This window comes from Pseudoalteromonas sp. MER144-MNA-CIBAN-0113 (assembly GCF_040308965.1).
GTDB lineage: Bacteria > Pseudomonadota > Gammaproteobacteria > Enterobacterales > Alteromonadaceae > Pseudoalteromonas > Pseudoalteromonas tetraodonis.
This window is the reverse complement of record NZ_JBEOOG010000009.1, coordinates 32,678-56,270: the sequence shown is the minus strand read 5'-3', so window position 1 is coordinate 56,270 and position 23,593 is coordinate 32,678. Positions and strand designations below refer to the sequence as shown.

Here is a 23,593-nt window from a genome sequence, read left to right as displayed (position 1 = left end):
TTATTTATCTAATAAATTGGTTAAATTATACAGCCTTTTTAAAAAGCAGTCTGCTTATTTTTAACAAATATACACATCAACCAAACTGGCCACTTACAAATGGGTTAGTAGCCTGTTCATGAGCAACATGGGTGTTGTCACCATGGCCACTTAAAATTGCAGTGTTCGGTGGTAATGTCATGATATGTTGCATTATAGAGTCGATTAGCTGCTTGCTGTCGCCTTTAGGAAAGTCGGTACGCCCTATTGAACCTTTGAAAATAACATCCCCGACGATAACCGTATTGTGTGCTTGTTGATAAAACACAACATGGCCAGGCGTATGCCCTGGGCAATGAAGTACTTTAAACTCAAGCTGCCCAACCTTGATACTATCACCATGGGCTAACCATTCATCAGGATAGAAGGAGTTAATCGGTTTAAAGCCAAACATAGTGGCTTGCATCGGTAAATTGTCGAACCAAAAACGTTCATCCTCATGGGGACCAATCATTTTTACCTTGTGTTGCTCGCGTAAATTATGCGCAGCGCCTACATGATCTAAATGCCCATGGGTTAACCAAATCGCTACTAATGATAAATTATGCTGCTTAAGTGATGCATTAATTTTGTTAGTATCACCGCCAGGGTCAACCACAACAGCTTGCTGGGTTTGTTCACATACTATAATGCGGCAATTTTGCATAAACGGGGTTACGGGAATAGTGATTATTTTCATCTTATATTTCTTTATCTTTTTGTGCTGGAATAACTATATTCTCTTCGTATGACATTAAAACTGGGTATTTCAAATAAGCTTGATCATAAAATGGGCTATGCTCATATAACCAATTTAAACGTGCATCAGCGTTCTTAGCAAAGTCTTTATCCTGGTTTACTTTTTTATCAAATTCTTGGGCTAATTTGGGGTCATCAGCAAGCATTTTTTCAGCAAACGGTATCAAAGCATAATTTTCCATATATTCAGTGCGCTGAAAAATAGTATTAAACTCCCCCCAAGCAAAAAATGAATCTGGTGCTTCAGGATGTAGCAAGTGGACAGCTAACTCTCCTGCCTTTTGCTGCGTACTCACTTCAAACCAACCATCTAAATCCACATTTGTAGCTGGTACATAATCAAAACTAGCCGACACTCTAAAACGCCCTTCAAATGGCGCTTTATCAAAACTATATTGCGCTACTTTTGCCATTTTTAATGGCTGAGTGTTGGCACCACTGAGCTTATTAACTGACACCCCATGCAGGGCTAATTTCTCAATAATATCGGTGTAAACAGGTGGAATAAAGAATGATTTTGGTACTTCAACCGTGTGCTGCACCTCTTTTTGCCAAAAAATAGGTAGCTTGTCATAACCCTGTTTTTTACCCAAATAGCTTACTTCTTGTTGATTAGACAATGGGCTCAGGCTTTTAGAATAAGCAATACCTTTAAACGCGATATGATCAGGCTGCTCAGAATAACCACGCTTAACAATTAATTGCTTAGGAACAAATTCTTGTTCTTTTTTTACTGCATTAGCGAGTTTATCTTTATGCGCTGATAATGCTTCAATAGCACCATCTATAAACACATAAGTCCCTAACACGCGTTGTTTGTATGGCTTTAAAGAATGGTTTTCAACTAAAATGGTAGGCAATGACTTTAAATCACCCCACCCGTTTGAAAACCGCGGTGTGGCAACCCAACCGGCCAGCCCTGATTTAAATTCTTGCTTATCCATAACAAACACTAAAGGGCCCGGAATATGGCCTTGCTCAGTGAGGGTTTGATCAATCATTGGTTTAAAATAACGGTTAAGCGCATCTGAAATGGCAGGCGACTCGCTAGCAAATACTGGGTTATAGCCATAGGTTACATCGTATTGGTAATCAGCCCCATCAGTCACGTGTACGTCAATATACAAATTCGGATTATAATCATTAATTACTTGAAGGACGCTTTTAACCTCTGGCGTATCAAGCTTAGTGTAATCACGATTTAAATTAAGATTATTTGCGTTTGTTCTAAAACCCATTTTTACAGGGCCACGCTGATTAATACGATTAAACGCACTACTACGCTCGTGACCATCAACGTTTAATATTGGGATAAATAAAATGTTTACCTTTTTTAATATATCGCGTCGTTTACCCGTAGCAATGTCTCTAAGCAGCATAAACATCGCATCTTTACCATCAATCTCACCAGCGTGAATACCAGCCTGAATAAGCACGGTTGGTTTGGTGCTATTGGCCATTTGCCCCGCATTAAAAAAACCTTGTTCGCTGGCAATCAACATTTTTATTGCTCGTTTACTATTACTATAGCCAATCGTTTTTGATTTAAATTGAGTGGGATTCGCCGCCACTAATCTATCAACAAATGCCATGGTATTAGCATAATTGGGAGACGAGACTCCTGCAGAAATTTCAAAGTCTGTGGTTAAGGGTCCCTGTTGTTGCAATAGTGAGGTACTACTACCTTCCCATGGCAATAATGGCGGTAAATGATTGCTATTTGCCATACTTGCAGATAAAACCAATAAACTTATAAACATATACTTCTCTAACAAACCCATTAATTAAGAAAAATTATAGCAATTAAACTTTTCTAGTTGCCAAAACTGCGGTGGTTCAACAAAAAAATACAGCCAACGGCATTTTTAGTTGCAGCCCAGCCACGCTATCAACATCTACTGAATAAAAAGGGCTAATAAGTACCTAAAAAAACGAACACACAACGGTAATAAATAAAGGAAAAAGCCTACAAGCGCATAAAAAAGATAATAAATTATAGGCACAAAAAAAGGAGCCATGGGCTCCTTTTCATTACTTATACAAAAACTTAAGCTGCCGCTAGGCCTTCTTTTGCTTTTGCTACAAGCGCTGCGAATGCAACTTGGTCGTAAACAGCGATATCTGCAAGGATCTTACGATCGATTTCTACAGATGTCTTTTTAAGACCATTGATAAAACGGCTGTAAGACAGACCATTTTGACGTGAAGCAGCATTGATACGTGCAATCCATAGTTGACGGAAAGTACGTTTCTTAGCACGGCGGTCACGGTAAGCGTATTGACCCGCTTTAGTAACAGCCTGGAAAGCTACGCGGTAAACACGTGAACGTGCTCCGTAGTAACCTTTCGCTTGTTTTAAAACTTTTTTGTGACGTGCACGTGCGACAACGCCGCGTTTAACTCTTGCCATTTCTAAAAACCCCTATTAAGCGAATGGTAACATACGTGAAACTAGACCATGGTCATTTTTATGAACCATCATCTTAGGACGTAGGTGTAACTTACGCTTAGAAGTTTTCTTAGTCAGAATGTGACGAAGATGCGCTTGTTTACGCTTGAAACCGCCAGAAGCAGTCTTTTTGAAACGCTTAGCTGCGCCTCTGTGACTTTTTAGCTTGTAAGCCATTGCAATAACTCCAATTGTATTGCTTTAAATTTAGTAAGAAGGCGTGAGATATATTGCTATAGCTCCACTTTAAAGGCCTAACTTACTGCTATGTTCCGGTGAAAACCCGATATAAATACCGCAATTTTACTTTAAAACCGGTTAACTCAGGTGGACATTTTCACATCACTTGCAAACCTGAGCTAAATTCGGTGCGTATTATCGCCTAATTATTACTTTTTAGCAACCGGTGCCATCATCATAACCATTTGACGACCTTCAACACGATTTGGGAAAGACTCAACAACTGCTAACTCTTCTAAATCGGTTTTAATACGGTTTAATAATTCGATACCAATTTCTTGGTGAGCCATTTCACGACCACGGAAGCGGATAGTTATCTTAGCTTTATCGCCAGCTTCTAAGAACTTACGTAAGTTGCGCAGCTTAACCTGATAATCGCCTTCATCCGTTCCCGGACGGAATTTGATTTCTTTAATCTGGATTTGCTTTTGCTTCTTCTTCTGCTCTTTTAGTTCTTTGCTTTTTTCAAAGATGAACTTACCGTAGTCCATAACCTTACAAACAGGCGGCTCAGCGTTTGGACTGATCTCTACAAGATCAACACCCGCTGCATCAGCCATAGCTTGCGCGTCTTTTAATGACTGAATTCCAGCTTGTTCGCCGTCGATGTCGATTAAACGAACTTCTAGCGCTGTAATTTCTTCGTTAATACGATTTTTTTGAGCTGTTTGTTGCCCTTTCTTGCCGCCTCTAATGGTACGTTCCTCCAAGAATATCAATAATATAAGCGTGTAGTTGGCCGTTTGTGATTGCCCTACACGCTCGATTTTTACTGTCGATTTTTGATTTCTTCACTGATTTTAGCGATAAAATCATCGACATTAAATTTGCCTAGGTCTTCACCTGTGCGAGTTCGTACTGCTACTTCTTGTTGTTCAACTTCTTTATCGCCAACAACCAGTAAGTAAGGAATACGCTTAAGTGTATGTTCTCGGATTTTAAAGCCAATCTTCTCATTTCTCAAGTCAGCAGCGGCTCTAATTCCAAGTTTATTTAATTTTTGTACAATTTCCTGCACATAAGGTGCTTGTTTATCGGTGATATTCATAATCACCACTTGCTTAGGCGCAAGCCACGTTGGGAATAAACCAGCGTACTCTTCTGTTAAGATACCGATAAAGCGCTCAATAGACCCTAAAATAGCGCGGTGTATCATAACAGGTGTGCGACGTTCGTTATTTTCAGCTACATAAGTGGCGCCCAAACGACCCGGTAATGCAAAATCTAGTTGCACTGTACCACACTGCCACGCTCTGTCTAAGCAATCGTACAAAGTAAATTCAATTTTAGGGCCATAAAACGCCCCTTCACCTGGTAAATAATCAAATTCAATGTCATTTGCTTTAAGTGCGTCAGCAAGTGCAAGCTCTGCTTTGTCCCACATTTCATCTTCGCCAATACGTTGCTCTGGGCGAGTTGAAAGTTTAACAACAATTTTTTCGAAACCAAATGTTTCATAGGTATCGTAAACCATTTTAATACAGGCCGATACTTCATCCATGATTTGCTCTTCTGTACAAAATACATGCGCATCATCTTGGGTAAAGCCGCGTACACGCATTAAACCGTGAAGTGCGCCTGATGGCTCGTTACGGTGACAACAACCAAACTCAGCCATACGCAGTGGTAAATCACGGTATGATTTTAAACCTTGGTTAAAAATTTGTACGTGGCCTGGGCAATTCATTGGTTTAATTGCGTATTCACGCTTTTCAGATTCAGTGGTAAACATCGCCTCTGAATATTTTTCCCAATGCCCTGATTTTTCCCACAAAGAGCGATCCATCATCATTGGACCTTTCACTTCTTCGTATTGGTACTCACGTAATTTTTCACGCACAAAGTCTTCTAGCTCGCGGTAAATGCTCCAACCATCGTTGTGCCAAAATACCATGCCTGGCGCTTCTTCTTGCCAGTGCCATAAATCAAGTGCTTTACCAATACGACGGTGATCACGTTTTTCAGCTTCTTCTAAACGCTTTAAGTACGCTTTAAGTTGTTTTTTATCGCCCCACGCTGTGCCGTAAATACGCTGCAGCATTTTATTTTCAGAATCACCACGCCAGTATGCACCTGCTACCTTCATAATTTTGAAGTTTTGACAGAATTTCATGTTAGGAACGTGTGGTCCACGACACATGTCTACATATTCTTCGTGGTGGTATAAACCTGGGCGATCATCTTGAGCAATATTTTCGTCAAGAATTTCTATTTTGTATGTTTCGCCACGCGCCGCAAACGTGTCGCGTGCTTCTTGCCAGCTAACGGTTTTTTTCACTACATCGTAGTTTGTTTTTGCAAGCTGTAGCATACGTTTTTCAATGGCATCAAGATCATCTTGAGATAACGAATGTTCCATATCAATATCGTAGTAAAAACCGTTATCAATTGTTGGACCAATCGCCATTTTAGCGTCAGGGAAAAGTTGTTTAACAGCATGACCAATTAAGTGCGCACACGAGTGGCGAATAATCTCTAGACCATCGTCGTCTTTTGCGGTAATGATCTCAAGACGAGAATCGTCACTAATTAAATCACACGCATCTACGCGTTCGCCATTAACACGACCCGCAATGGTGGCTTTAGCAAGACCTGGGCCTATATCGTTTGCTACATCAAGTGTGCTTACAGGGTTTTCAAAACTACGCTGACTACCGTCAGGAAGAGTAATAACTGGCATTATAAATCCTTACATACAGTGGTGACACCTACAATGTATCACGTGTATTTTAATTAATTAAATGAGAATGACTCGACAACGCTTTTACGAATAAGCATTGACTATTTTTCGCCGACAAAGGCTAATGTAGGTGCTGAGTCTGCTCAACTACAAGAGAGTTATTGTCGCGTGCTGCAGCATTAATTACAAGTTTTAAGCTATTAAAAACCACCCAATTTTACCATAAAAGTGCAATTAATAACGTTTAATAGGAGTCTGTTGGCTTTCTATATTAGGATTTGTTCAATCTAGGGGCGATTTAGTTAAAGCCCGGGAGCTATCACCTGGCGCTAAGTAAAAAATTGAGCAACGCTCACACCTATTTAAAGTAAACAAACCATAGCGCTGTCTTGGCTAAAAAAAGGAGGGCTGCATATTTAGCCGCAAAGATAAACAGACCTTGTTACATCAAAATGACGAATGGACGTTAAGCGCTAACAAAAACACCACTGTAAGTGCTTAAACTCGCATTTTAATGCGTGTTGCGTATAATAACGGGTAATTAAGTTATAGTAGAGATTAGCAATGAGAACATGTGGTGTAGAAATTACCGGTAGTGATGTACTACTTTGTATTTTAAGTAAAGATAATGACGTTTTTGATATTCGTGATGTGCGCCAAACACGCTTTACCTTAGGTAACGGTAACGACACTGAAGTAATGCGTAAGTTTCAGTTTGATTTTGCCAAGTTAATGCAAGATTACCAAATTGATTCGGTTGCCATTCGCGAACGCCAACCTAAAGGTAAGTTTGCTGGCAGCGCTAAAGGATTCAAAATGGAAACCGCTATTCAGTTAATCGATAATCTCGATGTACGCGTGTTTTCAACCACCGAAATAAAAGAACAAGTAAAACGTAATCCGATACCTATCGCGTTTGAAGACACCGGTCTTAAAAAGTATCAAGAAAATGCATTTGTTAATGCTTACGTTTACATCATGAAAAAAACGTATCGCAGCGACGAAATGTAAATTAATTACACCCTTATAAAAACGCGTATTCGCTAGAGAGTACGCGTTTTTTTGTCTTTAAATTCTACATAAAAACAGTAATACCAATTCGCTTAACTAAGTGATCTAATTTGAGGGAGGAAAATCGTGTCGATATCAAAGCAAAAATTTCGTTAGTTAGTTGTTCTAAATGAGAAATTTTTAACACAGTTAGCGTCTGATTTGCCCCCTCAAAATGGTTTAGTATTATTGCCGATTGGTATAATACATTAGTCTAACCCTCTTCCTTTTGTCGACAATTCGTGTTTATTTAAACAGCAGGCCTCTCAAAAATAAAAACATGGAGTATGTCATGAAAGCGACACAAAAAGTGATAAAAGAAGTAGAGAAAATAAACACTATACCGCTATCAAGCAGCTATTTTAAAGGAATTCAGAGCACACCATTAGTAGAACAAACCATAGGCGAATACTTTGACGCCATTGTCGACAATAACCCAGACGCTCTGGCCGTAGTCGTTGCCCATCAAAATATACGTTTAAGCTATAAGCAATTTCAACAGCAGATTAATCAACTTGCTATGGGGTTACTGGCTTTAGGGGTAAAACCTGGTGAACGGGTCGGTATTTGGTCACCGAACAATATACAGTGGTGCTTAACACAATTTGCCACCGCTAAAATAGGTGCCATTATGGTATGCATTAACCCAGCTTACCGCCCTAGTGAACTGCAATATGCACTAAACAGTGTGGAATGCTCTACGCTTATAACCGCCACTGAATTTAAAGGCAGCCACTATATTAATATGCTGCAAAGTTTAGCGCCTGAGCTTAGCGGTTGTAACAAAGGTGAGTTAACCGCAGTCAAATTACCCACTTTAAAAAATGTAATTTGTATTGGTGATGAACCCGTCGATGGGATGTTTTCCTTTAATGAGGTTATGAGCATGCCCACCGATGCACATAAATTAGAACTGCAAGCGGTGGCCAAAACCCTCGATTGCAATCAAGATATCAATATTCAATTTACCTCTGGCACAACAGGAAACCCTAAAGGGGCTACGTTGACGCATAAAAATATATTGAATAATGCGCTTTTAGTCGCACAAGCTATGCACTTTACTGAGCGCGATAAGCTCTGTATTCCTGTTCCGCTATATCACTGCTTTGGCATGGTATTAGGCAGTTTATTGTGTGTCAGTAAAGGGGCCGCTGCAATTTATCCAAGTGATTCTTTTGATCCAAAAACTACATTAGAGGTGGTACAACAAGAAAAATGCACCGGCCTTCATGGTGTACCCACTATGTTTATAAGCGAGTTAGAGCTTAATAACTTTAACGAGTATGACTTAAGTACACTGCGAACGGGTGTTATGGCAGGCTCAACTTGTCCTGAACAGGTGATGCGTAAAGTACAAACACTCATGAATATGAATCAGGTGGTAATTGCCTATGGGCAAACAGAATGCAGCCCAATTAATAACATTACCGAAACCGACTCTTCTATTGAGCGTCAAGTCACTACGGTTGGCCGAGCACTTGCACACACCGAAGTAAAAATCATTGATGAAGTGGGTGACATTCAAAAAATCGGGCAGCCTGGTGAAGTATGTAGCCGTGGGGCCGGCATTATGCGTTGCTACTGGAATGATGAAGAGAAAACCAAAGCCACTATCGACAATGACGGCTGGCTGCACTCGGGCGATTTAGGGGTAATGGACAGTGAGGGCTTTGTCAGCATTGTTGGCAGAATTAAAGACATGATTATTCGTGGTGGTGAAAACATTTATCCGCGTGAAATTGAAGAAGTGCTTTACACCTATCCGGGTATACAAGACGCCGCTATTTTTGGTATTAGTGATGAAAAATTTGGCGAAGAAGTCTGTGCTTGGATCCAGCCTAAAGAAGGTGAAGTGCTTGATGAGCAAGCAATTCGTCTGTTTTTAAAGGACAAACTTGCCTACTTTAAACAACCTAAATACATTCGCTTTGTTGAAAATTACCCGATGACGGTAACCGGCAAATTGCAAAAATTTAAAATGCGTGAACAAATGCAAGAAGAGCTCGCCGAGTCTGCATTTTCGTAATCCGATTCAATGCGAAGCACTATCAGCTTAGTGCTTTGCATTGTCTTACTCAATTTCAGGTTGTTTAGGGTCAACAAAATCGGTAATACTGATATTTCGTCCTGCATTTTTAGCTTTATAAACCCCTACATCAGCAGTTGCTAACAATGATTTTATTGAAGGTCTGTATGTCGTGTATTGATCAATTGCAATACCGGCAGAGACAGTAATACGGTTAAAAGGTGAATATTGGTGTGCAATGGGGTCGTCTGCGAAGCGTTTAGGTAAGTCATTCAACCAGTCTAGCTCATTCGCTTGCAATGTTTTTACCAATATGAATTCTTCACCACCAAAACGCACCACAATATCAGCGTCACAATGCTTTAATCGGTTTGCTACTGCTATTAGTACGTTATCTCCCTCTAAGTGGCCGTAGTTATCGTTATATTTTTTAAAATAGTCGATATCAATCATTGCTAACCCTAAATATTGTGATGGCGCTAACTTGTTAATTAATGCTTTACTGCGCCTATCAAAACTATGCCGATTATGCATACCTGTTAACTGATCGGTGTTGGCTTTTTCCGTTTCAAATAACTCCGCTTTATATTGCTTTCTTAATAAGGTATCTAGTTGATATTGCACAATAGCCAATACAATCACCATGCTAAAATAAAAATAAAGTGTCCATATAATCGAAGTAGAAGAAAAAAGCTCAATAAATATCAAGGCAATGCCGATTATTGACCATAAAACCAGTTTATGTCCTAAGTGCAGCATCGGTATGGCTATAAATGCAGCCGCTACAAGCATAGGCCCTCCCTCTTTCAACTCACCGTAACGCTGAACATATACCCAGAAGAAATAACTAAATAAAAAACAAAATAAAACCGCATAACTAAAAAAGCGCGAATGTAAGTACTCTGAACTTAGTGTTTTATTTATAATAATGAGGACTATCGATAACAACACCATAGTTACGCGTAAAATTGTTATGGTTGAATTGGCAGGCTCTTGTTGATTAAGCCAAGACATAAAAATAAAAGACAATAAAAACAGTGTTACTAGATAGAGTGATGCATCAGCAAGACGCATTGAGCTTTTATTAAGTTGATTTTGGAAGTCGTGCTCTGTCGAACTTGAAAAATAAAAAATTGCGGGAATAAGACGCACCTGCACTCTCCTTAATAAGCTCACTTATCCTTATCCACACTATAGTTTATTGTTATTAATTAGCGAGTTAAATTTACCTTATTAAATAATATTATACATTATTTTTGCTATATCCTGAACAATCCCTATCCAGAATATAACGAATAAAAGTAGAGAGTTAATTAAATAGCCGAGGCGCTACTATACTACACCTTGTTCAATCATTGCATCGGCTACACGTCTAAATCCAGCAATGTTAGCGCCTAGTAATAGATTACCGGGCTGATCAAATTCTTTTGCGGTATCGCTTGCTGTTGTGAAAATATCTTTCATTATTTGCTTGAGCTTTTCATCAACCTCTTCAAACGTCCAGCTTTGCATACTGGCATTTTGCGCCATTTCTAGTTGGCTGGTTGCCACGCCACCGGCATTAGCCGCTTTACCCGGGCCATAAGCTATTTTTGCTTCAATAAAGCAATCAATCGCTTCTTTGGTTGAGGGCATATTGGCACCTTCACATACTAATTTACAGCCATTATCAAGTAGCGCTTTTGCATCAGCTTGAGTTAACTCGTTTTGCGTGGCACAAGGGAATGCCGCATCCGCACTGTAGCGCCATACCGTATGACCATCTTGAGGATATTCGTCACGCGGTGTGTAATTAGCTTGAGGGTGAGTGTCTAAGTAGTCACTTAAACACCCTCTTGATTGCTCTTTGAGCTGTTTTATCAGCTTTAAATCAATACCATTCTCATCGTATAAAGTGCCTTTAGAGTCACTACAGGTAATTGGCGTTGCATTAAGTTGATATAACTTTTCCATGGCATAGATAGCCACATTACCAGAGCCTGAAATTAAACAGCGCTTACCCGATAAGCTATCGTTACGCTCTTCAAGCATATTATTAGCAAAATAGGCAGCGCCATAGCCAGTGGCCTCTTTACGGGCAAGCGATCCACCCCAAAGTAAACTCTTACCCGTTAGCACCCCTTCATAACGCCCTGTTAAGCGTTTGTATTGACCAAACATATAGCCAATCTCTCTGGCACCTACGCCAATATCGCCGGCAGGTACATCGGTGGTGGGGCCAATATGGCGGTATAGCTCGTTCATAAAGGATTGGCAAAAACGCATAATTTCGCCATCAGAGCGTCCTTTAGGATCAAAGTTCGCACCGCCTTTTCCCCCGCCAATAGGTAAGCCCGTTAATGCATTTTTAAAAATTTGTTCAAAGCCTAAAAACTTTATAATGCTGGCATTTACACTTGGATGAAAACGTAAGCCGCCTTTGTAAGGGCCAAGCGCCGAATTAAATTCGATACGGTAGCCTTTATTAACTTGAATATTGCCCTCGTCATCAACCCAAGGCACGCGAAACATTAGTTGACGCTCTGGCTCTACCATTCTTTGAATAATTGCTTGTTGTTGGTAATGACTTGTTTGCGCAAATACAGGTTCAAGTGAGTCAAGCACTTCTTCCACTGCTTGATAAAACTCACATTGCGCAGGGCTCGTTTGTTTTAACTGCGCAATGGTTGTGTGTATATAATTCATATTTATTCTTCCATGTAGGTATTTTTTAATTTGAAATAGGGAAAATGATCAATGCTATTGTTAGTGAAGAAATTAATTATCCGATCATTATTTTCACACTTTAACATCATAGATAAACTGGATGCACGTGTTTGATGTTGAATTAAATTGTTGTTTCTTTTGTATAAAAACTCATTAAAAAAGAATTTATATGCTAAAAACACCCATTTGAATGAATAACACGTTAAAAGTATTAAAAAAATAGTAAAACAAAAGACGACTCTACATTTTTACGAGAGCGACAAAATAAACTGCTTTATGAGACTGAAGTTGTAGAAGGATAGACTGATAATTGAGTTAATGTGGAGAGGTCAAAATGGAGGTTGTATTCAACCTCCATAAAATGCATTAAGCTTTTTCGCCATCTGGGCGAAAAGTACGCTGTACACCGGTTAAAAATAAACGCAATATTTGATCGTTACACACACGGTAATGCTTGTTTTCAACTTTACGTGAAAATGCGCTTAGCTCATGTTTACTTAAATCAAAATCAACCAACGCCAAGGTCGCGATCACGTCTTCTGCTTTCATATTTAAAGCAATACGTAGCTTCATAAAAATAATATTGTTGTTCAATTTACTTTCAGGCTCTGGCTGCTCACCTTCACGCTTGCCGCGCTTGGTATTTATAAAACCATTTAAAAATACCGCAAATTCAGTGTCACTTATTGGGGTATACCCAGGCTCGCCCTCTTTAGTTAACCATGCAATCACCTGCTCAGTGCTTACGCTCTGCGCTGCTGCGGCGAAAACATCAACCATAGCTGAATCAGTTAAATCAAAGGTGTAGCGAATACGGCGTAAAATATCGTTATTTGTCAAAGTAAATCCCAAGGTAAATAAGCGCTCAGCAAACAAAAGCTGTTTAGTAGCGGCGCAGTTTATCAGAGTTACACTAAGCACCCTATTAAATACTGTGTTTAATTACCCAATACCTTTGCCGGATCTACGCGTGTTGCTTGCCATGCTGGATATAGCGTCGCCAATATCGCAAGCACAAAGGTGACTATAACGGTCAACACAATATCTTGCCAAACTAATTTACTGGGCAAAAATTCGATAAAGTACACACCTTCTAGCGGGTTTTCACCCAGTAACAAGCTCAGCCAAGTAAATAGCTCACTAATATTAACTGCTAAAATCACGCCAACAATTGAGCCTAAAAGTACACCCACAAATGCTTGGGTTAAGCCTTGCATGACAAAAGTAGCCAATATGGTACTGTCTTTGGCACCCATGGTTTTTAAAATAGCAATATTGCCTTCTTTTTCACGCACTTCCATTACCAGTGAAGACACAATATTGAAACTCGCCACCGCGATAATTAAAAACACCACAATATAAACAATCGTGCGCACCATTTGAATATCTTGATACAAGCTACCTTGCGTTCTAAGCCAACTCGAAATATACACATAATCGGTAATAGTCTGGCCAACACGAAGCGCTATTTGATGCGCCGAAAACACATCATCAACACGCAAGCGTAATCCTGTTACTTGGCTTTGATCATAGCCTAAGGTTTGTTGTGCTTTGTTAAGATGAATAAAAGCAGCGCTGCTGTCGATTGGTCCGCCCATTTCTATAATGCCCGCAAGCGTGAGGGTAACGCGTTTTGGGGCAAGTAATGACTGGCCTTTTTCACCAATTTGCGGGATTAACAAGGTCACATTATCACCTAATGCGATATTAAGTTGCTTAACAATTTGCTTGCCTAAAATAACATCATCACCTGTTAACTGGCTGACTAATTTACCTTGTGTAAATTGGTTAATGGCTGACACATCACCTTCCAACGAAGGCTCAACACCTCGAATCTCAACCGCTTTTAATTGGCTTTTAAATTGCGCCATACCATTAACAGCAATAAATGGGGCTGCGCCTGTTACGTGTGGTTGCTGTTTTAACTTTTCGACTTTAGTGGGCCAATTGGCAATTGGCCTACTTGGGGCAACATATTCAACTTGCGGCACTACACTTAATAAACGATGAACCAATTGTTGTTCAAAACCATTGATCACCGATAACGCCACAATTAACACGGCAACACCAAGTAAAATACCAATAGTGGATGCTTTGGCTATAAAACTTACGAAGGCATTTTTTTCATCTTTATGGCCTGAATAGGCTCTAAAGCGTTTACTAATAAAGGCACTAAGCAACATGGCTAGACTCTTTTATTGATAGTTTACCATCATCTAAGTACGCTATTTTACCCAGCTTATCTGCCAGTTCTAAATCATGAGTCACTACCACAAAGCTGGTGTTTAAACTTTTATTTAACTCATTAATTAAATCGTAAATTTTAATCGCATTTTGCTTATCTAAATTACCCGTTGGCTCATCAGCAAGCACCAGCGCAGGCTCTGTCACTAAAGCGCGTGCAATGGCAACACGCTGACGTTCACCACCAGAAAGAGCCGAAGGCTTATGGCTACTTCTATGTGCAAGGCCTACCTTATCTAGCATGTTAAGTGCTTTTTTATTGGCTTCTTTCGCGTTCAACCCTTTTATGAGTAATGGCATGGCAACGTTTTCAACCGCACTAAATTCCATTAATAAATGGTGGAACTGATAAATAAACCCTAAGTTTTTATTTCTGAAAGCTGCTTGCTGCGAGCGAGATAGCTTAGCAACGTCTTGGTTTTTTATTTTTGCACTACCCGCACTGGCCGTGTCTAAGGTGCCTAAAATATGTAACAAGGTACTTTTACCTGAACCTGAGCTGCCAACAATTGCCAGCATTTCACCTTGCGTTAGGGCTAAATCAACCCCTTTTAATACCTCAACCTGATTTTGCCCGTCTTGGTACACCTTACTTATTTTTTCACAACTAATTACTAAATCATTCATAACGTAATACCTCTGCTGGGTTTACTTTAGCGGCTTGGCGCGCTGGATATAAAGTCGCTAAAAAGCTCATTGCTAAGCTTAAAACGGCAATAACACTTAAACTAACCACATCAAATTTGACGGGGAGTGAAATTCCCGATAGTAAATTTAAACCAACCAAAGCCAGCAGTTCATTTATATATAAGCTTAATAAAATACCTAAAGAAGCACCCACGGCTGTGCCAATTACCCCGTTATAGAGCCCTTGTACCATAAATACGGTTTGCACTTGGCTTGGTGTGAGTCCTAATGTCTGCAAAATTGCTACTTCACTTTGTTTTTCACTGACCATCATAGTCAGTGCCGATACAATATTAAATACCGCCACCAGCACAATTAAGCCAAGGAGCATAGACATAATACGTTTTTCCATCGCAACGGCGGCAAATAAGGTGCCTTGACTGCTTCGCCAGTCGGTGAGTTTAAAATCATTGAGTATGTGTTGGCTGTCTTGCATAAACTGGTCAAGTGCAAACGGCTCATGCAGTGACACGCTTAAATTAGGTACCGTATTGTTGCTAAGTTTTAAAACCCGTTGTAGTGATACGCCACTGGTAAATGCCAGTCCCATGTCTATTTCAGAGCCAGTTTCATAGATAGCAGCAATTTTAAATAAACGTTGGCTTGGCATGCGCCCAAGTGGGGTGTACGTAGATGCGTTAGGCATAATTACACGTAACTTATCACCTAAGCCAACGCCAAGTTTGCGGCTTAAATAACGACTTATTGCAATATTATAATTATTATTTAGTACGCTTTGCCAATTGCCTTGCACTATTTTGTCGGTGATTTTATACAGCGAGCCGTTATTGTCGTAAAGCCCTTGTAATAACACCCCGTGAAGATCTTTATTGGTTTGCAATATGGCTTCACCGTGGCGGTACAAACTAACATGATCAACATACGGTGATTGCTCAAGCGCAGATTTTAACGAATTCATTTGCGCTTTGGAGTGATCTTTGGCTTGCACTTCAACGTGTGGAATAAGCCCCAACATATTTGATTTTAAACTACTCTCAAAGCCGTTCATTACACTACTGACCGTAAAAAGCGCCATTAAACCAATCGCTATACCTGCAATAGAAAAAAACGAAATGAACGAAATAAACGCATTGCCTTTAGAGGAGCGGCTATATCTGAGTCCGATAAATAGGCTAACAGGTTGAAACATATTAATTAAAACATTAATGCCAAAAGTGTGACGTTATAGTAGCACGAACTCAGCGCAATTGAATATCACCATAAATGTAAGAAATAATTTATAAATCTGACACTTGGCTATATTTTAACAAGCCAGTAAACCCTGCTAAACTTTCAGCCCTGTTACTAAGTAATCAAGTAATACCCGCACATTAGTAGCCACAAATTGCCGTGGCGGATATAGACCCCACACGCCCTCTTGTTGTGGTTGGTATGCAGTTAATATAGGTACTAACTGACCGGATTTAATTTCATTTTCAATATAGTAATCAGGCAACTGAACAATACCTAAACCCTTTATAGCGCCGTCAACGAGTGCCCAGCCGCTATTACAATGCAATCGCCCTGCTACCTTAATATGTTTATCACGATTATTTTCATTTACTCGCCAATAACTACTATTGCCAATTAAACATTGATGATTATTAAGCTCCCCCAAAGTGTGAGGCTCACCAAAACGCGCTAAATATGCAGGTGAAGCACACATAATAAATCGTCGCGAGCTCAAGCGCCGCGCTTTTAAGCTTGAATCTTTTAAATGGCCTAGTCGAATGGCTAAATCAAAGCCCCCCTCTAATAAGTTTTCTTGCTCGTTAGAGAGCGTTGCGATTACTTCTACCTCAGGGTGATCATGCATAAATGAATGCACAATGGGCATAATAAAACTTTCACCATACATAACCGGTGCTGTTAATTTAATTTTACCTTTAGGTGAGGTTTGTACCGATGCTAAGCCTTGAGTGGCCTCGTCCATTGCGTGCTGTAAATGTTTAACTTGGTGTAAAAACTGCTCGCCCTCTTTGGTTAAAACAACCTTGCGAGTAGTACGTGTTAATAATTGCGTATTTAACCGTTGTTCTAGCTTTGTAACATGGCGGCTAATATGAGCAACCGATAAACCTAACGTCTGTGCAGCTTGGGTAAAACTTCCCTCTTCGCCAACAGCAATAAACTCATCAATACCTTCCCAACGCATAATTATTACCATACTGTAAAAGTGTTTTATTAAATTGAAGATTATCATTATCTGAGAAACAAATACAATAACCTCATTACCCAAACAGTATGGGTCTACAATTCATATTCAAACCACTACAAAGGATATACACATGTCTGAATTTATAAAATCAAAAGCAGCGATTGCCTGGGGCCCTAATCAGCCTTTAAGCGTTGAAGAAGTTGATGTGATGATGCCTAAAAAAGGCGAAGTAATGGTAAAAATCACTGCCACTGGTGTATGCCATACAGACGCTTTTACTTTATCAGGTGAAGATCCTGAAGGTATTTTCCCCGCTATTTTAGGTCATGAAGGCGCTGGGGTGGTTTACGCTGTGGGCGAAGGCGTTTCAAGTGTAGAAGTTGGCGATCACGTTATTCCTTTATACACCGCAGAATGTGGTGAATGTAAAATGTGTACTTCAGGTAAAACAAACTTGTGTTCAGCAGTGCGCGAAACACAAGGTAAAGGCTTAATGCCAGATGGCACCACTCGCTTTTTCAAAGATGGCGAGCCTATTTACCACTATATGGGTACATCTACATTTTCTGAATACACAGTATTGCCAGAAATCTCATTGGCTAAAGTAAACAAAGAAGCGTCGTTAGAAGAAATTTGTTTATTAGGCTGTGGTGTTACTACCGGTATGGGCGCTGTAACAAATACGGCTAAAGTAAAAGCGGGCGATACGGTGGCTATTTTTGGTTTAGGCGGTATTGGTTTATCTGCCATTATTGGCGCTAAAATGGCTGGTGCAAGCCGTATTATTGGTATTGATATTAATACCTCTAAATTTGACTTGGCGACCAAACTAGGTGCTACCGACTTAATTAATCCAAAAGACTTTGACAAGCCAATTCAAGAAGTCATTGTTGAGATGACCGATGGCGGTGTTGATTACTCATTTGAATGTATTGGTAATGTTGATGTAATGCGCTCTGCGCTTGAGTGTTGTCATAAGGGTTGGGGAGAGTCTGTGATTATTGGTGTAGCCGGTGCTGGCCAAGAAATTTCAACTCGTCCGTTCCAACTTGTTACTGGCCGTGTATGGCGTGGTAGCGCATTTGGTGGTGTTAAAGGCCGCTCACAACTTCCTGAAATTGTAGAGCGTTACATGGCGGGTGAATTTGCGCTAAACGACTTTATCACTCATACCATGAGCCTAGAAGAAATTAACGATGCCTTTGATTTAATGCATGAAGGTAAAAGTATTCGTACTGTAATTCATTACTAATACGCTCATTTCACTTAATTACCATCACAAGCCGTTGCTATTAAGTAACGGCTTTTAAGGATTGTTATGTTAGAAAATATTTCAACAGCGAAAGTGGCTGGCGGATGGCATAAGCAATACAGCCATAGCGCTTCAAGCACTCGTTGCACTATGCGTTTTGCAGTTTTTTTACCGCCAGGCGCCAGTGAAACCAATAAGGTGCCGGTACTGTACTGGTTATCAGGTTTAACCTGTACCGATGAAAACTTTATGCAAAAAGCAGGCGCATTTAAAAAAGCAGCGGAGCTGGGTATCGCCATTGTAGCGCCAGATACGAGCCCACGTGGTGATAACGTGCCAAACGAGGACAGCTATGATTTTGCACAAGGTGCTGGGTTTTACCTTAATGCCACAAAAGCGCCCTACAACACCCATTTTAATATGTATGATTACGTTGTTAATGAGTTACCGGCACTAATTGAGCAACACTTTCCTGTTACAGATAAAAAAGCAATTAGTGGTCATTCAATGGGCGGGCACGGCGCATTGATGATTGCACTTAAAAACCCACAATCGTACACCAGCGCTTCGGCATTTAGTCCTATTGTTAATCCTATGGCGTGTCCGTGGGGTGTAAAAGCATTTACAGGCTACTTAGGCGACGACAAAACAACGTGGGCACACTACGATACTTGCGAATTAATGCAACAAGCCGAGCAAGCTAACTATTTACCTATGCTGGTAAGCCAAGGTGATGCTGATAACTTTTTAGAAGAGCAGCTTAAGCCGCAAAATTTGGTCGATATCGCTAATAAAAAAGCGTATCCGCTGCAGCTCGAAATGCACGCTGGCTACGATCATAGTTACTTTTTTATTAGTAGCTTTATAGACCAACACTTATTATTTCATCATCAGTTTTTATCGGCTTAGATTCATTACTGTGTAGAGTAGATTTATCTACTTCTACACATTCTTTTAGGACCTTAGTAACCTGCCTACATTTTTTAATCACACCGTCATCTCCTTTTATAAATTCAAATATGGCTTTATCAGTTTCGTAACCAAGTTTGCTAAAACTAAAACCATCTTTATCCTTTACATAACTATTAGTGCTATTGATGTTTGAATTGGATCTCGCCGTTTCATCCAAAAATATACCCATTACTGTGCAACCACTTAATACATTTAAAAAGATAATAATTAATAAAATGCGCATGTAAACTCTCGTTGCAAATAAGCCAAATTATATACGACTTAAAAAAGGAGTGTTGTAAAAATATATAAGCCCCACAATTTTACATAATAGAGTTTGCTTGTGTGGTACGCAGCTGAAATTCATTGCTGGGTAAAAACGCACTTTATTGTGTAAATATTGCTAACGCCACTCATCCCCCTCGATAAAACAAAGGTAACACAATGATTTTATTTAAATTAATACCTTGGTTCAATTTTTGCTACTTATTTAAAATTTATCCGTGGAAATAGCAATGGAAATTGATCTACAGTGGAGAGACATTATTGATAACTTGATTCATCTTGGCATGGCGTATTTACTTGCCCTGCCAATGGCATATGATAGAGAGCATAGCCATAATGGTGCAGGTCTAAGAACGTTTCCTTTAGTTGCCGTCGCATCATGTGGTTATGCACTGATTGCTATGTCAGTTTTGGAGGGCGCAGAGGCGCAATCTAAAATGTTACAAGGTATTATTACAGGTATTGGTTTTATTGGTGGCGGCGCTATTTTAAAAAATAACCAGTCTACATCTGGAACAGCAACAGCTGCGAGTATTTGGAATATGGGTTTAATTGGTATCGCTATTGCGTACAGCCGCTATGAAATAGCTATTTTGTTGGCAGTAATAAACTTCATAACGCTTAGGTATGTTAAAAAATTTAAATAATGAAAATTATAATTAATTGCTTAGCGCTGACGCGATCACCCTGTTAAATTCAATCTTCAAACTCGCCTTTTGATATAATATAACATATAATCAAGTTCATTTTTTTCATTCTTGTTAATTGTATTTTATGTCATTATCTTTATCGCAAAGTCGCTTGCATCATATTGATCTATTACGCGGCATTATCATCATATTTATGGTGATAGATCACGGCATGTATTATTGTCTAAATTATTCAGTAACTGATCCCATGACCATACCCGGAACAGATGCGCTTACTTTTTTCACACGCTTTATATCGCATTTTTGTGCGCCATTATTTGTATTTTTAGCAGGCCTCTCTGCCGCTATTACAGAGCATAAATACGCGTGTACTCGTCAGTTTGCTAACGCTTTAATAGTTCGAGGTTTAGTGCTTATTTTATTTGAGTTTACAATTGTGTCATGGTCATGGAGTTTTAATCCTCTTTTCCCGATGTTATATGCTCAAGTAATTTGGGCGATTGGCTGGGGCTTTGTGGTGCTTGGCTTGCTTCGCTTAATAGATATATACCCTGTATTTATAGCTGGGTTATTACTGGTATTTGGTCATAACTTATTAGATGGTATTACCTTTGAAAGTAACACCATCGCGCATACACTGTGGTCTATCGTTCATCAAAAAAATGTATTAGCACTGCCGTTTGGTTTTTCTATTAGAACGACCTACCCCGTTGCGCCTATTGTTGGACTCATGTGTTTGGCTTATTGTGCAGGTATATATTATAAATCTCAGCATTATAGTAAAAAAGTGATGAATTACGCGTTTATTATGGGTATGAGCTGCCTAGCACTTTATTCAATACTACGCGGCTTTAATTTATACGGTGATATGTCACAGTTTTCTACACATACAGATCCACTGCTGACTATTATGTCGTTTTTAAATCCGACTAAATATCCGTTGTCGTTACAATTTATGTTACTTACTGTAGGGCTTGGTTTAATTGCGCTAAAACTATTGAGCCACTTAAAGGCTAGTTTTTCGCAAAATTTTCTGCAAGTCCTAGGTAAAACCAGCATGTTTTCTTACCTCACTCACTTGTATTTGCTGCATGCTATCAGTTGGCTTTTAATACCTGCTCTTGGATTTAACTTTAGTGATATGACCTATGGTGAAACCCTTGTTGGCTTACCATCAGGGTATGGTATGAGTTATATTGCAACCATGGCGATGATAGCTGTAGTGGTTGTGCTTACCGCCTTACTCGCTAAGCGCTACTTAAATTGGAAATATCGTAATAAAAACAGCCTGATTGCTAAATATATTTAGTAATTTCCCCCACAATATATTGTGGGGGAAATACTCGATAAAATGTTTCGTCACTTTATCAGATATATTAATTTAATTTTTTGAGTGCTTTTTTTAATTCATCATAATCGACATTTATAAATGATAACGCTTTGGTTCGTTCTTGTTGTTAATTGAACTCTGAATTACTCCAGACCCTAACGAAATCTACTAGCATGTTAGCCTCAAAATCATCACTGATATTCTTTTCATTACCATCCCAACCACCTACTTGTAACGATAAAATAATATAAGAAGGTAAACTTCCAACTCGGTCGTCATAGTGCTCCCAGACTTTTTCACCATCTATATACATACCGACATAACCAGGCTGCCAATGCATGCCATATATATGGAAACCATCTGAGGAATAATTATGATAAAGCTCGCCGGAATTTACTGACTTATGTTGGCTACCGTAACCATCCCAATGCAGAGCAGAGATACTGATGTCTTCCCCCCAAGTACCTAAACTCTCCATAATATCAAACTCCATTCCCTGATCGAATGTAGGTGAGGTATCTCCCCAAGTGTCTTTAATTAAAAGAAATGGTTCTTGACCATAATTAGTATCTGCATAATTACCTCCACGCACAAAAGCATCTTCAGTCGGAAATAAACTTTCTTCATTTACAATTAAAGCGGGCCTATCAGAAATATTATTCGCTTCACTGCTAAAAATTTTTATAAGCTGGCTACGCATATAATTGTCAATCAATGCAAAGCTCGCCTCTTTACCAGAACTTTTTTGCTCTCTTATATAACTGGTAACATCCACTTCAATTATGTTTCCCGTAACCTCTCCATAGCTATGACTAAACCATAAAGGATCGACCTGCGGTTTAGTATTCCAAGTTACAGTATCTTGGGACCAATCTGCGGAAAGTGTTTTATGCACAGCTATGCTGCTTTGAGTGTTTGCTTCAGAGATCTTAAATCTTAATAATGCAGAAGAAATAGTAGTAGATACATCATCAAGATTAAATTTTAATAATGACTGCCTCCTATAAGTATCGTTACCATAAATGCCTTTGTCAGGTAGTAACCAAAATGCAGGCCAAGCACCATGTACTGAGTCATACTTAATTTTGGCTTCAAAGTAACCATATTTTTGTCTAAATTTACGAAAAGTACTTACCTCAGCGGCATTATAAAAGTAACGTTTGGTTCCTTGATTTAATGTGTTTTTTTCTGCTTCAAACCGTAACATTTCATTTTCAATGCGAATAGTTTCTCGCCCAGCATTACCTGCGATACCACTCATTCCTAGATATTGCTTTCCAACATGCCAATTATTAGGGTTTAATAAAGTTGAATTAAAATTATCTTCAAAAGTCAGCTCCCAATTACCAGCTAACGGCGGAGAAATGTTATTATCTGGCTCTCCCTCAACAAAGGAAACCGAGTCCATGTAAAATCTACCTGTTCCAAGAGGGCCTTGAATACCAATAGCCAGGACTTTCTCATTTTCATCAAGATTAAAGCCATTGAGATTGATTCTAATCGTGTGCCATGTATCGTCTGAAAAATTATTATGGCCAGGCAAACCATCCAATGTCCAAAATTCGTTATTGGTTTCATCAAGATTTATTTTTAATGAATCGTTACCGCGACGAAACATTAAAGTGCCCTTATTTCCTGATTTTCTGTATATTTTTGCCTCAAGTATTGAATTTTTAAAAGGAGGTACTTGAGCAATACGTAATCCTGATTGAGTCCAGTAGTTTGCCTGCATTAATATAGCTCTTTCGCCATCAGCTACAGGCTCACCAATTTTAGTTAAAGTCGATTCACTAGATGAGGTTGACCACAATGAAGTACCATTACGTGGTTTGTCATCAAATAAAATAATAGACGCAAAACTAAGTTTAGACAGAAAGAGTAAAGTACATAAAGTGAGACTTTTTTGCCCTATAAGCCAGCGTTTTAATGGTATTAATTTCATCACTACTCCTAAAGTAATTAATAAAATTGAGTATTTAACCTATCTGAGCAAAAATTATAGTAACTATTTATAAAGTTCTTGATGCATAATAAATAATACTTTTTAACTCAATAAAATAAATAACATACTACTAATTAATTATTATATTGTATGCAACAAACCTAAT

The 23,593-nt window shown here is 39.2% G+C and carries 21 protein-coding genes; 6 read left to right on the top strand and 15 right to left on the bottom strand.

Annotated features, from left to right (window positions below):
- Positions 1-76: 76 nt before the first annotated feature.
- The 6 genes from AAEY57_RS04015 to thrS all read right to left on the bottom strand — a co-directional run bounded on the left by AAEY57_RS04015 (position 77) and on the right by thrS (position 6,146).
- Positions 77-718, bottom strand: a complete 642-nt coding sequence (locus AAEY57_RS04015) for an MBL fold metallo-hydrolase (protein ID WP_008110471.1) — start codon at positions 716-718, stop codon at positions 77-79.
- Between the two features lies 1 nt (position 719).
- Positions 720-2,537, bottom strand: coding sequence for a M14 family metallopeptidase (locus AAEY57_RS04010; protein ID WP_008110473.1), 1,818 nt, complete (start codon positions 2,535-2,537; stop codon positions 720-722).
- Between the two features lie 287 nt (positions 2,538-2,824).
- Entirely contained in the window at positions 2,825-3,187 is a 363-nt protein-coding gene (rplT, locus tag AAEY57_RS04005; RefSeq protein WP_008110477.1) for a 50S ribosomal protein L20, read from the bottom strand.
- Between the two features lie 15 nt (positions 3,188-3,202).
- On the bottom strand, positions 3,203-3,403 hold the full coding sequence (gene rpmI, locus AAEY57_RS04000; protein ID WP_004587840.1) for a 50S ribosomal protein L35: 201 nt from the start codon (positions 3,401-3,403) through the stop codon (positions 3,203-3,205).
- Between the two features lie 212 nt (positions 3,404-3,615).
- Positions 3,616-4,176 (bottom strand): translation initiation factor IF-3, encoded by a 561-nt coding sequence (infC, locus tag AAEY57_RS03995; RefSeq protein ID WP_008110479.1) that lies wholly within the window; start codon positions 4,174-4,176, stop codon positions 3,616-3,618.
- A gap of 59 nt (positions 4,177-4,235) precedes the next feature.
- Entirely contained in the window at positions 4,236-6,146 is a 1,911-nt protein-coding gene (thrS, locus tag AAEY57_RS03990) for a threonine--tRNA ligase (protein WP_008110481.1), read from the bottom strand.
- Positions 6,147-6,710: 564 nt separating this feature from the next.
- On the opposite strand from thrS, the gene AAEY57_RS03985 reads away from it, so the two are divergent.
- Entirely contained in the window at positions 6,711-7,157 is a 447-nt protein-coding gene (locus AAEY57_RS03985; protein WP_008110482.1) for a DUF3010 family protein, read from the top strand.
- 331 nt (positions 7,158-7,488) lie between these two features.
- Positions 7,489-9,222, top strand: coding sequence for an AMP-binding protein (locus tag AAEY57_RS03980; RefSeq protein WP_008110484.1), 1,734 nt, complete (start codon positions 7,489-7,491; stop codon positions 9,220-9,222).
- 45 nt (positions 9,223-9,267) lie between these two features.
- Here AAEY57_RS03980 and AAEY57_RS03975 read toward each other — a convergent pair whose 3' ends face one another.
- The 7 genes from AAEY57_RS03975 to AAEY57_RS03945 all read right to left on the bottom strand — a co-directional run bounded on the left by AAEY57_RS03975 (position 9,268) and on the right by AAEY57_RS03945 (position 17,017).
- The gene (locus tag AAEY57_RS03975) at positions 9,268-10,374 is read right to left on the bottom strand and encodes a GGDEF domain-containing protein (protein WP_350606489.1); all 1,107 of its coding nucleotides are present in this window, start codon (positions 10,372-10,374) and stop codon (positions 9,268-9,270) included.
- Positions 10,375-10,554: 180 nt separating this feature from the next.
- The gene (gdhA, locus tag AAEY57_RS03970; RefSeq protein ID WP_350606487.1) at positions 10,555-11,907 is read right to left on the bottom strand and encodes an NADP-specific glutamate dehydrogenase; all 1,353 of its coding nucleotides are present in this window, start codon (positions 11,905-11,907) and stop codon (positions 10,555-10,557) included.
- 387 nt (positions 11,908-12,294) lie between these two features.
- Positions 12,295-12,768, bottom strand: coding sequence for a YehS family protein (locus AAEY57_RS03965; protein ID WP_024601041.1), 474 nt, complete (start codon positions 12,766-12,768; stop codon positions 12,295-12,297).
- Positions 12,769-12,866: 98 nt separating this feature from the next.
- Positions 12,867-14,111 carry a lipoprotein-releasing ABC transporter permease subunit gene (locus tag AAEY57_RS03960; protein ID WP_350606484.1) on the bottom strand — a complete coding sequence of 415 codons (1,245 nt, stop codon included), beginning with the start codon at positions 14,109-14,111 and terminating at the stop codon, positions 12,867-12,869.
- Positions 14,101-14,799: a lipoprotein-releasing ABC transporter ATP-binding protein LolD gene (gene lolD, locus AAEY57_RS03955; RefSeq protein WP_350606482.1), complete on the bottom strand. Its 699-nt coding sequence runs from the start codon at positions 14,797-14,799 to the stop codon at positions 14,101-14,103. Before lolD ends, AAEY57_RS03960 begins: the two co-directional genes overlap by 11 nt.
- Entirely contained in the window at positions 14,792-16,009 is a 1,218-nt protein-coding gene (locus AAEY57_RS03950; RefSeq protein WP_350606481.1) for a lipoprotein-releasing ABC transporter permease subunit, read from the bottom strand. The genes lolD and AAEY57_RS03950 overlap by 8 nt, the downstream gene beginning before the upstream one ends.
- Positions 16,010-16,144: 135 nt before the next feature.
- Positions 16,145-17,017, bottom strand: coding sequence for a LysR family transcriptional regulator (locus AAEY57_RS03945; RefSeq protein WP_029609976.1), 873 nt, complete (start codon positions 17,015-17,017; stop codon positions 16,145-16,147).
- 130 nt (positions 17,018-17,147) lie between these two features.
- Between AAEY57_RS03945 and AAEY57_RS03940 the strand changes: the two genes are divergently transcribed.
- Both AAEY57_RS03940 and fghA read left to right on the top strand, forming a co-directional pair.
- The gene (locus AAEY57_RS03940; RefSeq protein ID WP_013464850.1) at positions 17,148-18,269 is read left to right on the top strand and encodes an S-(hydroxymethyl)glutathione dehydrogenase/class III alcohol dehydrogenase; all 1,122 of its coding nucleotides are present in this window, start codon (positions 17,148-17,150) and stop codon (positions 18,267-18,269) included.
- A gap of 66 nt (positions 18,270-18,335) precedes the next feature.
- Positions 18,336-19,178, top strand: a complete 843-nt coding sequence (gene fghA / locus AAEY57_RS03935; RefSeq protein ID WP_024601045.1) for an S-formylglutathione hydrolase — start codon at positions 18,336-18,338, stop codon at positions 19,176-19,178.
- On the opposite strand, the gene AAEY57_RS03930 is transcribed toward fghA, so the two are convergent.
- On the bottom strand, positions 19,132-19,464 hold the full coding sequence (locus AAEY57_RS03930) for a hypothetical protein (protein ID WP_350606477.1): 333 nt from the start codon (positions 19,462-19,464) through the stop codon (positions 19,132-19,134). The genes fghA and AAEY57_RS03930 overlap by 47 nt on opposite strands.
- Positions 19,465-19,735: 271 nt before the next feature.
- On the opposite strand from AAEY57_RS03930, the gene AAEY57_RS03925 reads away from it, so the two are divergent.
- Entirely contained in the window at positions 19,736-20,152 is a 417-nt protein-coding gene (locus tag AAEY57_RS03925) for an MgtC/SapB family protein (RefSeq protein ID WP_013464847.1), read from the top strand.
- 127 nt (positions 20,153-20,279) lie between these two features.
- Entirely contained in the window at positions 20,280-21,464 is a 1,185-nt protein-coding gene (locus tag AAEY57_RS03920; RefSeq protein WP_350606475.1) for an acetyltransferase domain-containing protein, read from the top strand.
- A gap of 148 nt (positions 21,465-21,612) precedes the next feature.
- On the opposite strand, the gene AAEY57_RS03915 is transcribed toward AAEY57_RS03920, so the two are convergent.
- The gene (locus AAEY57_RS03915; RefSeq protein ID WP_350606472.1) at positions 21,613-23,427 is read right to left on the bottom strand and encodes a CBM96 family carbohydrate-binding protein; all 1,815 of its coding nucleotides are present in this window, start codon (positions 23,425-23,427) and stop codon (positions 21,613-21,615) included.
- Positions 23,428-23,593: the final 166 nt, after the last annotated feature.